The following is a 12226-nucleotide window of genomic DNA, read 5'->3' as shown; positions in this document are numbered from 1 at the left end:
CCGCCGCCGCCCCCGCCGCCGCCCCTGATGGCGCCCTCGACGCCGCCCTCGACGCCGCCCCTGATGGCGCCCTCGACGCCACTCCCGATGCCCGCCTCGGGTCCGCCCCCGGCCCCGCCGGCGTCGCGTCCGGCCGCGACGTGGCGGTGCGCGGTGCTGTAGGACTCGCCGGTCTTGGACATCCGGTCACGGACCCGGCGCTTGAGATGCTTGTGCTCGGTCATCGCCTGCTCCTGCGGCGGCACGCGCGCCGGGACCCACGCTCCGGGGCACGCTCCGCCGTCGGGCCGACGCGATCACCGGTTGGCTCGGCGCCCCGAGGACATCGATCCCCTCTGCCTCCGCGGGGCCGCGCGGCGTGGGAGCGCGGTCAGGAGGTCTGGCGCGGGACGGCGCCGTTCTGACGATACCGCCACCGGGCCCCCGCGAACACACCCCGTCCCACGCACCCGGAAGATCGCCCATTGCATAGGAAACTTTCCTAATAGATACTCCTGGTTGAGTGCCCCCGCCCCCACCACCACCCCCACCACCATGGAGTCCCCATGCTTCGTCGCGGCCTCATGCTGTCCTCCGTCACCCTCGCCACCCTGCTCGCCGTCGCCGTGCCCGCCCAGGCCGCAGAGGTGGACGTCACCTTCGGCCCGACCTCGATCGGCGACTACTGCGCCGCGAAGGTCAGCTCGTCGGCCTGGATCGGCTTCTACGAGGCGGGCGGGCTGCGCTGCTACTCGGGCGGCCCCGGCGGGAACCTGCGCTACGCCGGGTCCGGTGACCCCTACCTGGCGTGCAAGCACCTCACCACGGACGTCGTGATGAGCGCCCGGCGCGGCCCGTCCGACTCCCTGGTGTGCCGGGTCATCCGCTGAACGAGGGGGCGGGGGCGGAAACGGGTCCGCCCCCGCCCGCTCAGGTCCCCGAACGGGTCTCGGCGAGGAGGAGGTCCACCACGTCGGTCATCCGGCCCCGGCGGGCGAGGGCCCGGCGCTGGCGTTCCGCGGAGCTGCCCCTGGCCAGCGCGTCGCAGACCAGGCCGGAGACCAGCTCCCAGTCGCCGGTCGCCTCCAGCCGCGGACGCAGCCCGGCCACCATCCGCCCCACCACCTCCGCCGCCGGCCGGGGCGTCCCGTCGTCAGGGTCGACGAGCTCGCGCTCCAGCCCCGAACGGGCCGCCTGCCACGTCGCGGCCCGTACCGGTTCGAGCGGCACCTCGCGCTCCCGGTCCCGCCGCGCCGCATCGAGCTCCCGCGCCACCAGCGCGCGGAACAGCCCCGCTATCAGCACGATGTCGTCCACGCGCGGGCAGGAGTCGCAGACCCGCAGCTCGACGGTGGGTACGTGCGCGGACGGCCGGACGTCGAAGTAGATCATGCCCGGGTCGCTGATGACGCCGGACCTGACCAGCCCGGCCACCATCCGCCCGTAGTCCGCAGCGGTCCCGTACCACGCCATCGGACCCGAGGTCGGCCAGCGCCGCCACACCAGGGTGCGGTAGCTGGCGTACCCGGTGTCGGCCCCCAGCCAGTACGGCGAGCTGCAGCTGAGCGCGAGCAGCGGCCCCAGCCAGGGAGCCAGGCGGTGGGAGACCAGGACGGCCAGGTCGGGGTCGTCGATCTCGGCGTGCACCTGGGTCCCGCAGATCAGCTGCTCACGGGTGAGGTGCTGGTAGTGGTCCAGCATCTGCTCGTAGCGGGGGTCGGGCGACACCTTCATCCCCTCGACCTCGCCCAGCGGCACGCTGCCCGCCGCCACGATTCCCAGGCCCAGCCCCTCCGCCGCGGTGACCAGGGTGCCGCGCAGCCCGGCCAGGTCGCGGGCCAGCGCCCGCAGCGTGGTGTACGGCCTGCTGTTCGCCTCCACGGCCGAGCGCAGCAGCTCCTGCCCGAACCGGTCCTTCGGCAGTCTGCCCAGCAGTTCGCCCGATCGGAAGGCCAGGTGCCGGGTCTCGGCGTCGATGAGGTGGAACTCCTCCTCCACTCCTACCGCGATCGCTTCCGTACGTCTCGTCATGGGGCTGCTCCGGGGGGTCGCCCTACTGAGGTGTGTGGAGCTCTCTCCCCCCGAGTATCCGCTCTCGAACAGGACCGGGTGTCACTCGGGTCCCGGGACCGTGCCGTACGAGGGACGCCCCGCGGCCTCGTAGGTCTGGAGCAGGACCCCGGTGCTGGTGGCCTTGGAGTCGATCAGCTTGAGACCGGTCGGGATGATGTCGTCGAACAGCCGCTTGCCGGTGCCGAGCACGACCGGGAAGATCAGCAGGCGGAACTCGTCGACGAGGTCGGCTCTGATGAGCGTCTGGATCAGGTCGAGGCTGCCGTGCACCTGGAGCTCACGGCCGGGCTCGGCCTTCAGCCGGGTGACGGCCCCGGCGACGTCGTCGCGCAGCAGCGTCGTGCCCTCCCACTCGGCCTTGTCGAGCGTGCGCGAGGCGACGTACTTGGGGAGGGTGTTGAGCTTGGTCGCGACCGGGTCGTCCGGGTCGGTGACGTGCGGCCAGTGCGCGGCGAAGATCTCGTAGGTCTTCCGGCCGAGCAGGAAGGCGTCGGCCGGGGCGAACCAGCCGTCCATCGCGCGCCCGAAGTCCTCGTCGAGGTGGGGGACGAGCCAGCCGCCGTGCTCGAAACCGCCGCTGCGGTCCTCGTCCGGGCCGCCCGGCGCTTGCGCGATGCCGTCGAGGGTCATGAACGTCGTCACGGTGAGCTTCACTGGTGTTCCTTTCGTGCCGCGGCCATCCCATCGGGTGCCGTCCCATGGTGATGGACCGCCGGACGGTGCGAAACTCATCGCGACTCATTCACGGCGGGCGCGCCGGCTCGCCCGCCGTCGCGCCGCGGAAGGGGATCGCCGTCAGGCGGCGGTGACCGGCGCCCTGGGGTGGGACCCAGGCGTGTGGAGGTGGTGGTCCAGTCCGGCGGCGGTCAGCAGCCGCTCGGCCAGGGGAGAGAGGTTCACCAGGTCCAGCGTCCCGCCCCGGGCCTCGATGGCCCGTTTCACGCCCACCAGCACGCGCAGCCCCGAACAGTCGATGAACGAGACACCTTGGAAGTCCAGATCCAGCGTGTTGACGGCCGGATGCTCGACCGCGCAGTCGAGAGCGCTCTTGAGGGCTTCGGCGGTGGCGATGTCGATCTCGCCCTGCAGGTGCACCACGGCGTGCCGCGCCTCTGTCTCGACGGTGACGGTCAGCGGCTCCATCGCAATCCTCCAGAGGGTCGGCAGCGCTAGGAACTCGCAAATACGGCGATAGCACGCAGGCCACCATATTTGCCACCTATGTATCGCCCCCTCCCGCGTAAAATCTGCGTCTCCGAACAGCGGCACTCGGTAATCCGGCAGGCCGGGCCAAGGGCGTTTCAGCGGCGTTCATGCAGGTAAGAGTGCCTTCATGGGGGTTTGGGGGGCATAGTGCCGCTCTCGGCGCGCGTTCGCCGAGGGCCTCCCACACGGCAAACAGCACAAAACCACGCAGTGACAACATTTACCTCAGTAAGAGCCTGAAACGCACCCATATCAGTACTGTCTGGAACATGGTCGGCTCATCACCGCATCGCACGAGAGCGGGTCGTGAGCCCGTCTTCCAAGGAGATACGCCATGACCTATCAAGCACGGCAGCAGCACGTAACCGGCTGGGTCGGCTGGGTGTGGTTCGCCGGCATCATCATGATCCTGGCGGGCCTGTTCAACGCCATCGCCGGCTTGTACGCGATCTTCCAGCGTGACGTCTACGTCGAGACGGCGGGACGCCTCCTGCTCTTCGACGTCTCCGGGTGGGGCTGGATCCATCTCCTGTTCGGCGCGCTGCTCGTGGCGGTGGGCATCGCGGTCAGCCTGGGCCAGACCTGGGCGCGGGTGGTCGCGGTCATCCTCATCATGCTCAACGCGCTCACGCAGCTCGTCTGGATCTCGGTCAACCCGTGGTGGTCGCTGGCGGTCATCGCCTTGGACGTCGTCATCCTGTACGCCCTCGTCGTGCACGGCGGCGAGGCCAAGGAGGCCACCGGCTGAAGGCGCCCGTCGCGGGAGGGCGGTGGCACTCTGACCACGCCCTCCTCACATGCCCGCCGGTCACGAGGCGCCCGCCGGTCACGAGGCGGCGGGCTCCTTCCGGGCGGCGACGGCCAGGCGCGTGTCCTCGGCGACCAGGTCCGCGTTGATCGCCGCCGCCGCGCGCACGCCCGCGGCGGCCGAGCCGATGACCTGCTCGGTCGCGTTCGCCACGTTCCCTGCCACCCACACGCCCGGCACCCCGGTCTCCCCGGACGGGCCCGCGGCGATCTGGGTGGCGATCACGCGTCCGCCCATCTCCAGAGGGGTCGTCTCCAGGCCGAGCCCGGCCAGGACACCCGCGCGGGCGGTGTACAGCGGGGCCACCACGAGGACCTCGCACGAGACCACCCGGCCGCCGGCCAGCCGCACGCCGCCGAGCCGATCGCCCGTCGCCTCCAACCCTGTCACCGGCCCCTCCCACACGGGGATGTCGCGGGCGGCCAGCTGCTCGCGCTCGCCGGGATCGAGCTCGGCGCCGGAGTGCAGGACGAGCGTCACGTCGCCGCTCCACTGCCGCCACAGCAGCGCCTGGTGAACCGCCAGCGGCCCGGTGGCGAGGACGGCGATCGGCCGGTCGCGCACCTCCCAGCCGTGACAGTACGGGCAGTGCAGCACGTCCCGCCCCCAGCGCTCCGTGAGGCCGGGCACGTCCGGCAGCTCGTCCACCAGGCCGGTGGCCACCAGCAACCGCCGGGCCACCACCGTGGAACCGCCACCCAGCGCCACCCGGAAGCCGCCGCCCTCGCCGACGGCACCCTTCACCTTTTGGCCGTTCACCGGGCCGTTCACCGGGCCGTTCACCGGGCCGTTCACGGTGGACGCGCCGAGGCGCTCGACCGCCACGACCTCGTCCGTCACGATCTCGCCGCCGTAGCCGGTCACCTCCTCGCGCCCCGCCGCCAGCAGCCGGGAGGGGGGCTCGCCGTCACGCGAGAGGTAGCCGTGCATGTGGGCGGCCGGAGCGTTGCGCGGCTGCCCGGAGTCGACGACCAGGACCGAACGGCGCGCCCGCGCCAAGGTCAGCGCCCCGCTCAGCCCGGCCGCTCCGCCACCGATGACCACCGCGTCGTAGCGGGACTGCACATTGTCTACTGCGTCTGCGCTCATGTGGTGGAGGATGCGTCTGGGCCGGATCGTTTGACAAACTCTCTTGCCGGACCGGCAAAATGGCCGGATGGCAGACGACGACCTCGCGAACGTGCTGACCGCCGTGGGCCCCCGCCTGCACGTGCGCGCCCGCCCCGCCGCGCGCGAGAGCACGGCGTGAACCCGGCGGCGTGAACCCCGGCGCCCCCGGCGCGAACCCGACCGCCTCCTCCTCCGACTGAGCAGGGTGACGGGAGGACGAGATGACCGATGAGCTGCTGGTGGTGCGCGCGCAGCTCGGCGAGCGCGGCGCGCTCGCCGAACTGGTGCGGGCCTGGCACGGACCGGTGTGGACGTACGCGCGGCGCATGCTGGACGCCCAGCGGGCCGACGACGTCGCCCAGGAGATCTGGCTGGCCGTGGTCCGCGGGCTGCCGCGGCTGCGGGAGCCGGGCCGGTTCGCGCCCTGGCTGTTCACCATCGCGCGGCGCGCGGTGACCGACCGGCTGCGGGAGGAGTACGGCAGGGCGGAGGCGTCCCGCGAGGGCGAGCCCGTCATGGACGACCCGGCCGAGGCCGCGGTGGACCGGGCCGGTCTGGTCGCCGCGCTGTCCGGCCTGCCGGTGGTGGAGCGGGAGGTTCTCGTCCTGTTCTACCTGGAGGACCTGTCGGTGGAAGACTGCGCCGAGATCTGCCGGGTGCCGCCGGGCACGGTGAAGTCCAGGCTCAGCCGGGCCCGTCGCCTGCTACGTGACCGACTGGCGGAGGAGGAACCGAGGCTGTGAACGACGACGAGCGCCGCATGCCGGCGGAGGAGATGATCGGGCGGCTGACTCCCGTGCTGTCGCCGCGGGTGCGGGTCCGTGCCGTGACGGCGCTGCTGTCCGGGCTGGCGGGGGCCGCCTTCGTCGCCACGCTCTGGGCGAGTGAGCCGGGGCCGCTGCCCGGGAGGACCCGGGTGGCGTTCGGGCTGTTCATCGTGCTGGGGCTGGCGTGGGCGTGCTACGGAGGCTGGCTGATCACGCGCCGGGCACCGCTGTTCGCCAGGGACCGGGTGATCGCCGCCTGGCTCGCGGTCGCCGCCTCCGGCGCCACGACCGCGCTCATGGCGGCGGTCGCCGTCCAGCGCGGCACCGGGCTGGGGGCGGCTCTGGCGGGCGGAAGCGGCTTCGTGGCGCTCGCGCTCGTGCTGGCCGTACGGGCCCGTGCCCGCCACAGGCACCTGCTCCGCCAGAGGGACCGGCTCAGCCGCGAACGGGGCTAGCGGCGGCCTCCTCCCGGCTGGGCGGGCGCGGATGCGGTGCCCAGCGTGGCGACCAGCTCGTGGTCGCGCACCTGGACGTGGGTGCCCAGCTCGGCGCAGGCCTCGGTGAAGCGGTCGCGCACCTGCCGCCAGTCGTCGCCCCGCGCCAGGCGGGTGCGGGTGTAGTCGAGCTTCAGGGGTACGGCGCGCAGCCGGGCCGGGCCCGGGGGCTCCAGGGTGACCAGCCACAGCATGCCGAGGTCGTTGCGGGCGGACGGGTGCACGGCGTAGTCGTCGATGAAGTCGCCCAGATCGAACAGGACCCCCGGGGCGGCGCCGTGGAAGACGTGGGCGGAGTGCCCGGCCACCAGCGTGGCCCCGGCCTTGACCAGCGCGTCCGCCGCCCTGCGGACGTAGGGGAGAGGCCGGCGGACCATGTTGGGACCCCAGTGCGGGGTGGCCAGCACCACGTCGTCCCGCTCGCGCAGCGCCGCGATCGTCTCGCCCACCCAGGCCGGCACCTCCCTCGTGAGGTCGGCATGGGCGATCCCCGGCCGGCGGGAGGTGGCGGCGAAGTCGCTCGGGTGGTCGCTGAAGGCCACGATGCCCACGCGTACGCCGCGCACGTCGACGTCGGCCGGCCGTCGGGCCCGCGCGGCGTCCTCTCCGGCGCCCAACCATTGGATGCCCGCGCGCCGGAGGTGCTCGCAGGTGTCCCGCAGGGCCTCGTAGCCGTAGTCGAGGGCGTGGTTGTTGGCCAGGGTGACGCAGCCGACGCCGAGTGCGGCCAGCAGGTCGGCGGCCTGCGGCGGCGCCCTGAAGTGAAACGGCTTGCCCGGGGCCCGCCACGGGCTGCCTCGCGCGGAGAGGCAGCATTCGAGGTTCAGCAGGAAGAAGTCGGCCTCGGCCAGGTGATCGCGCACCTCGGCCGAGAAGAAGTCGTCCACCTCGGGGTGGCCGGTGAAGCGCTCGGCCACGCCGCGGCCGAGCATCGTGTCACCGGCCAGCGCCACTGTGATGGCGGTCATCGCGGTCACCCCCGAACTGCCCTCCCTGGTGGGCCATACCCAGGAATGGCGATGTTTGCGGTGAAACGGTGGTGAGGTTAGAGTTGGCGCCGTGACTGCCGGGTCGGCCATGGGCCAAGAGCGAGTGAGGCACCCGGCCACGGCTTGAGCGCGAGGCGGGCGAGAGGCCCGCCTTTTCCCTCTCTCCATGAGCCGCGCATTCGGCGCAGCCATTTCGTAATTTCCTCCCCCTTTTCGGGGTTTCCGCAGCTCCGGACGTACGTCGCGTCCGGCATGCTCCCTTTTTCCTGACCCGCACCACGGTCGCGGCAGCGCCCCGTGGTGATTTCGCCATGCCCGCGAACGACCCGCGGGCCCCAATGTGTTCGGAGAGAAGAACAGACGATGCCCCTTGATTTCAACCAGCAGATCATCGAGGAGTTCCGCGCGAACGGCGGACGGCTCAGCGGCCCGTTCGCGGACGCCCGGATGATCCTGCTGACCACTACCGGGGTCCGGTCGGGCGCCAGGCACACGGCCCCCGTCGGCTACCTGCCCGACGGTGAGCGGATCCTCGTCATCGGCTCGGCCGGTGGCTCGCCCCGGCACCCCGACTGGTACCACAACCTGGTCGCCTACCCGCGCGTGACGGTCGAGGACGGTGTCTTCACCTACGAGGCGGAGGCCACCGTCCTCGACGGCGCCGAGCGCGACCGCCTTTTCGCCCGCGCCGCCGAAGCGGACCCCGGATGGGCCGGGTACCAGGCCAAGGCGGAGCGCGTCCTGCCCGTGGTCGCCCTGCGGCAGGTCGCCGACGGCCCGCCGAACATCAACGCGACGTCGTGGGGTGCGGGGCTCAAACTGGTCCACGACGCCTTCCGGCGGGAGCTCGGGCTGATCCGCAAGGAGATCGCCGCGTCGGGTCCCGGCCTGGGCGCCCAGCTCCGGGTGAACTGCCTGACCGTGTGCCAGGGGCTGCACCACCACCACACCGCCGAGGACGCCGGCATGTTCGGGTCCCTCGCCCATCGCCATCCCGAGCTCGCCCCCACCATCGACCGGCTCCGCCGGGAGCACGAGAAGGTCGCGGTCCTCCTGGACGAACTGCAGGCGGCGATCTCCGGTGAGGGCGCGGACCGGGTGCTGGTGCTCGCCGAGGTGGAGCGGCTCAGCGACGAGCTGGAACGGCACCTGGCCTACGAGGAGGAGCAGCTCCTCCCGATCCTCGACGGCATGTCCGGCTGACCCCGCCGGGCGTCCACCCTTCGCTCCGGGGCGAAAGGCCGGCGGGTTAGGTTCGGCCCTATGGCAACCTCCTCGGGCACCAGCCGCCGCGACGCGCGGCTCGCCCTGGTCGCGGCAGGCGTCACCGTCGTGCTGTGGGCCTCCGCTTTCGTGTCCATCCGCAGCGCCGGATCGGCGTACTCGCCGGGCGCGCTGGCGCTCGGGCGGCTGCTGGCCGGCGGCCTGGTGCTCGGGGCGATCAGCCTGGTGCGCCGCGAAGGGTGGCCGCCGCGCGCCGCCTGGCCGGGCATCGTCTGGTCGGGCGTGCTGTGGTTCGGCGTCTACATGGTCGCGCTCAACTGGGCGGAGCGGGAGGTCGACGCGGGCACGGCGGCCATGGTCGTCAACATCGGGCCGATCCTCATCGCGCTGCTCAGCAGCAGGCTGCTGGGGGAGGGGCTGCCGCGCTCGCTGCTGGCGGGCATGGCCGTGTCGTTCGCGGGCGCGGCGGTCGTGGGGGTGTCGATGTCCGGCGAGGGCCGCGCCTCCGTGCTCGGCGTGCTGCTCTGCGTGCTGGCCGCCGCCGGGTACGCCGCCGGGGTGGTGGCCCAGAAGCCCGCGCTGCGGCACGCCGGGGCGCTGCAGGTGACGACGTTCGGCTGTCTCGTCGGGGCCGTCGCCTGCCTGCCGTTCGCCGGCGTGCTCGTGTCGGAGTTGGCGCGCGCCCCGATGTCCGCGACGCTCAACATGATCTATCTTGGCGTCTTCCCGACGGCGCTGGCGTTCACGACCTGGGCGTTCGCCCTGGCCAGGACGACGGCCGGCCGGATGGGCGCGACCACGTACGTGGTGCCGGCGCTGGTTGTGCCGATGTCCTGGCTGGCGCTGGGCGAGGTCCCCGGGCTGCTCACGATGGCAGGCGGGGTGCTGTGCCTGGCGGGGGTGGCCGTGTCACGCCGCCCGTCCCGCACGGTGGCGCGGTCAGCTCGGTGATCTACGTTGTAAAGGCGCCGGGCACGTTCTCAGTCCTCAGAGCGTGACCGATCGCCTCCTGGATGTCAGAGCCGACGCTCTCCGCGAGCGCCGCCTGGTAGTCCACCTGCCCGAGGGCTCCGATGGCCTGCTCCTCGCAGGTGACGTGGCAGTCGGCCAGCGGTTCGAACGCGCCGATGGTGGTGCCCGTCCTGCGCCAGACGGCGTTCGCCGCCCCGATCAGCCGCGCGGCCTCGCCGAACCGCCCTTGTGAGGCGGCAATCCAGGCCAGGAGCTCGATCGCCATGGCGGCGCCCACGCCGTCGTTGAAGCCCTGTTGGATCGACAGGGCCTGGCGGGTCAGATCGTCGGCCGCCGGGAGGTCCCCGAGTCTCCACATGTCGTAGCCCAGCGACCACAGCAGGTACGAGCGCCGGCAGTGCTCGCCGCACTCCCGGCTGACGGCCAATGCCTCCTCCGCCGTCGCCGCGGCGTGTTCGCCGTCCCCCAGGTGTGAGAGCGCTCTGGCCAGGATGAACATCGACAGCAGCAGGCCGTCCGTGTCGCCGGTCCGGCGATGGGCGGCGACCGCCTGGCGCGACCAGGAAACGGCGTCCCGCAGCTGGCCCTGGGCCAGCGCGTCGTTTCCGAGGAGGGTCATCAACTGGGCCTGGGCCGCCGTGTCGCCGGTCCGGGCGGCGAGCCCGGCGCATTCCCGTATCCGCTGGGCGGCCGCGGCGTGGTCGCCTTGCAGCACCGAGACCCACGCGGCGACCCACAGCGCGCCCGTGCGGGCGGGTGTGGCGTCGTGGCCGACGGCCAGGGCCTGGTCCAGCCACCGGCGTCCCTCGCCGAGGTACCCGCCGATGCACCAGTGGTAGCGGAGCGCCGCGCCGAGGGCCAGGGCTCGCTGGGCCCGGTCGGGTTCGGCCGAGGACCATTCCAGTGCCGCCCTCAGGTTCTCGTGGTCGGCGCGCCACCTGGCCATGGCCGCCTCCTGCCCTGGGCCGCACCACTGCCGGAGGTGGCGTTCGGCCAGGTCCAGGTGGAAGTCGCAGTGCCGCCGCTGCACCTGGTCGGCCTCTCCCGACTCGGCGAGCCGGTCGCGCCCGTACTGGCGGATCGTCTCCAGCATGCGCATGCGCAGGCCGTCGTCGTGTTCGGTACGGACGAGGATCGACTGGGACACCAGCGCGTCGATCAGATCGACGATGTCGTCGAGGGGGAGGTCGTCGCCGGCGCACGTCCCCTCGGCGGCGTCCAGGTCGAAGTCGCCGGGAAAGACCGAGAGCCGGGCCCAGAGCAGTCTCTCCTCGGCCGAGCAGAGCCCGTGGCTCCAGTCGATCATGCCGCGTAGCGTCTGCTGCCTGGGCGGCGCGTTCCGCCTGCCGGACGTCAGCAGCCCGAACCGGTCGTCCAGCTGCTCGACGAGCTGTCCGAGGGACAGCGAGCGCAGGCGTGCGGCGGCCAGTTCTATCGCGAGGGGGATGCCGTCCAGCCGCGCGCAGAGCGTGGCCACCAGCCGCGCGTTGTCCTCGGTCACCGAGAAGCCGGGGGAGACGGCCTTCGCCCGGTCGGCCAGCAGGGCCACCGCCTCGTACTGGTTCACGGCGGCGAGGCTCACGGCGGCCTGGTTCGCGGCGGCCTGGTCCGGGGCGGCCTGGTCCGGGGCGGCCTGGTCCGGGGCGGCCGTGGAGAGCTCCTGGCCGGGGTCCGGCGCGGACAGGGGGGCGACGGGGAACACCTGCTCGCCGTCGATGCCCAGCACGGTCCGGCTCGTCACCAGGAAGTGCAGGCCGGGGGCGCTCTTGAGCATCTGGTCCACGAACACCGCGCACGCCTCCAGCAGGTGCTCGCAGTTGTCCATGACGATCAGCAGCCGGCGGTCGGCGAGGTGGTTCGCCAGGTGCGCCGGCAGCGACTCGGCCGACCGGCTCTGCAGGCCGAGCGCGGTGGCCACTGTCTGGGCGATCAGCTCTCCGTCGTCCACCCTGGCGAGGTCGACCAGGTAGAGCCCGTCGCGGAAGGCCCGCCTGGAGGCCGCCGCGACCTTCAGCGCCAGCCGCGTCTTGCCGACACCGCCCACGCCGGTCAGGCTGACCAGGCGGGATCTGGACAACATCGCGCGGGCCTCGGCTATCTCCCACCGCCGGCCGATGAATCTCGTCGCGGTGGCAGGCAAGGCCTCCCGCCGACGCCGCGAGGACACCATAGCCGTTTCAGGCTAATCAGGTCATATCCCCCGTAGGGCCACATGGAAGGTAAACGTTCGGTCCGCGGACGGCCTGGGCGGGGGAGCCGGACGTTGGTGTCATCGTCGGCTTGCTTTGGTGTCACAATGGAGCCATAGTGGTGTCATGGAGCTTTCCCCATACGTCGACAACCTCCGTCGCGAGCTCGCCGCCGCCGCCGAGGCCGGTGGGGAGGACGTCCGGGCCGTCGCCGACCGCCTGGCCGCGTCCATCGAGTCGGCCACTCGGCTGGCGCTGCTGGAGGCGCTGTCCGCCGCCGCCGACGAGATCACGCGCGAGCTCGCGCCCGGCTCGGTCGAGGTCCGGCTGCGCGGGCGCGATCCCCGGTTCGTCGTGACGCCCCCGCCCGCGGGCCCGCCGGACGAGGGAACGGGGGAGGGGGGTGGCGCGCAGG

12 protein-coding genes and 2 pseudogenes are annotated in these 12226 nt (G+C 72.6%); 7 read left to right on the top strand and 7 right to left on the bottom strand.

Annotated features, from left to right (window positions below; all coding sequences use genetic code 11):
* Positions 1–224 (bottom strand): annotated as a pseudogene (locus DQW85_RS35510) (hypothetical protein); the annotation flags it as partial.
* A 321-nt stretch (positions 225–545) separates the two neighbouring features.
* Here DQW85_RS35510 and DQW85_RS35505 point away from each other — a divergent pair.
* Entirely contained in the window at positions 546–869 is a 324-nt protein-coding gene (locus tag DQW85_RS35505; protein ID WP_113704129.1) for a hypothetical protein, read from the top strand.
* Positions 870–909: 40 nt separating this feature from the next.
* Here the strand turns inward: DQW85_RS35505 and DQW85_RS35500 are convergent, their stop codons facing one another.
* The 3 genes from DQW85_RS35500 to DQW85_RS35490 form a co-directional block, all read right to left on the bottom strand.
* Complete coding sequence (locus tag DQW85_RS35500) at positions 910–2010, bottom strand: carboxylate-amine ligase (RefSeq protein ID WP_113704128.1); 1101 nt, start codon at positions 2008–2010, stop codon at positions 910–912.
* An 81-nt stretch (positions 2011–2091) separates the two neighbouring features.
* On the bottom strand, positions 2092–2706 hold the full coding sequence (locus tag DQW85_RS35495; RefSeq protein WP_113704127.1) for a dihydrofolate reductase family protein: 615 nt from the start codon (positions 2704–2706) through the stop codon (positions 2092–2094).
* A gap of 141 nt (positions 2707–2847) precedes the next feature.
* Positions 2848–3195: an anti-sigma factor antagonist gene (locus tag DQW85_RS35490; RefSeq protein WP_113704126.1), complete on the bottom strand. Its 348-nt coding sequence runs from the start codon at positions 3193–3195 to the stop codon at positions 2848–2850.
* A gap of 397 nt (positions 3196–3592) precedes the next feature.
* On the opposite strand from DQW85_RS35490, the gene DQW85_RS35485 reads away from it, so the two are divergent.
* Positions 3593–4006 carry a DUF7144 family membrane protein gene (locus tag DQW85_RS35485; RefSeq protein WP_113704125.1) on the top strand — a complete coding sequence of 138 codons (414 nt, stop codon included), beginning with the start codon at positions 3593–3595 and terminating at the stop codon, positions 4004–4006.
* A gap of 78 nt (positions 4007–4084) precedes the next feature.
* Here the strand turns inward: DQW85_RS35485 and DQW85_RS35480 are convergent, their stop codons facing one another.
* Positions 4085–5155, bottom strand: coding sequence for an NAD(P)/FAD-dependent oxidoreductase (locus DQW85_RS35480; protein WP_113704124.1), 1071 nt, complete (start codon positions 5153–5155; stop codon positions 4085–4087).
* Positions 5156–5397: 242 nt separating this feature from the next.
* Between DQW85_RS35480 and DQW85_RS35475 the strand changes: the two genes are divergently transcribed.
* Together DQW85_RS35475 and DQW85_RS35470 are read left to right on the top strand one after the other, a co-directional pair.
* Positions 5398–5919: an RNA polymerase sigma factor gene (locus DQW85_RS35475; protein ID WP_113704123.1), complete on the top strand. Its 522-nt coding sequence runs from the start codon at positions 5398–5400 to the stop codon at positions 5917–5919.
* Positions 5916–6398 carry a hypothetical protein gene (locus DQW85_RS35470; protein ID WP_240197647.1) on the top strand — a complete coding sequence of 161 codons (483 nt, stop codon included), beginning with the start codon at positions 5916–5918 and terminating at the stop codon, positions 6396–6398. The genes DQW85_RS35475 and DQW85_RS35470 overlap by 4 nt, the downstream gene beginning before the upstream one ends.
* Here DQW85_RS35470 and DQW85_RS35465 read toward each other — a convergent pair.
* Positions 6395–7405 carry a CapA family protein gene (locus tag DQW85_RS35465; protein WP_113704130.1) on the bottom strand — a complete coding sequence of 337 codons (1011 nt, stop codon included), beginning with the start codon at positions 7403–7405 and terminating at the stop codon, positions 6395–6397. The two genes, DQW85_RS35470 and DQW85_RS35465, sit on opposite strands and share 4 nt — an antisense overlap.
* A gap of 384 nt (positions 7406–7789) precedes the next feature.
* Between DQW85_RS35465 and DQW85_RS35460 the strand changes: the two genes are divergently transcribed.
* Positions 7790–8629, top strand: coding sequence for a nitroreductase/quinone reductase family protein (locus DQW85_RS35460; RefSeq protein WP_113704122.1), 840 nt, complete (start codon positions 7790–7792; stop codon positions 8627–8629).
* Between the two features lie 60 nt (positions 8630–8689).
* Positions 8690–9601, top strand: coding sequence for a DMT family transporter (locus DQW85_RS35455; RefSeq protein WP_113704121.1), 912 nt, complete (start codon positions 8690–8692; stop codon positions 9599–9601).
* Between the two features lies 1 nt (position 9602).
* Here the strand turns inward: DQW85_RS35455 and DQW85_RS35450 are convergent, their stop codons facing one another.
* A complete protein-coding gene (locus tag DQW85_RS35450; protein ID WP_162795641.1) occupies positions 9603–11702 on the bottom strand; it encodes an ATP-binding protein in 2100 nt (699 codons plus the stop codon).
* A gap of 235 nt (positions 11703–11937) precedes the next feature.
* On the opposite strand from DQW85_RS35450, the pseudogene DQW85_RS35445 reads away from it, so the two are divergent.
* Positions 11938–12226 (top strand): annotated as a pseudogene (locus DQW85_RS35445) (hypothetical protein); the annotation flags it as partial.

Source organism: Nonomuraea lactucae, from assembly GCF_003313395.1.
Lineage (GTDB): Bacteria > Actinomycetota > Actinomycetes > Streptosporangiales > Streptosporangiaceae > Nonomuraea > Nonomuraea lactucae.
The sequence above is the reverse complement of the archived record's forward strand: the minus strand, read 5'-3'. Positions and strand labels throughout refer to the sequence as shown.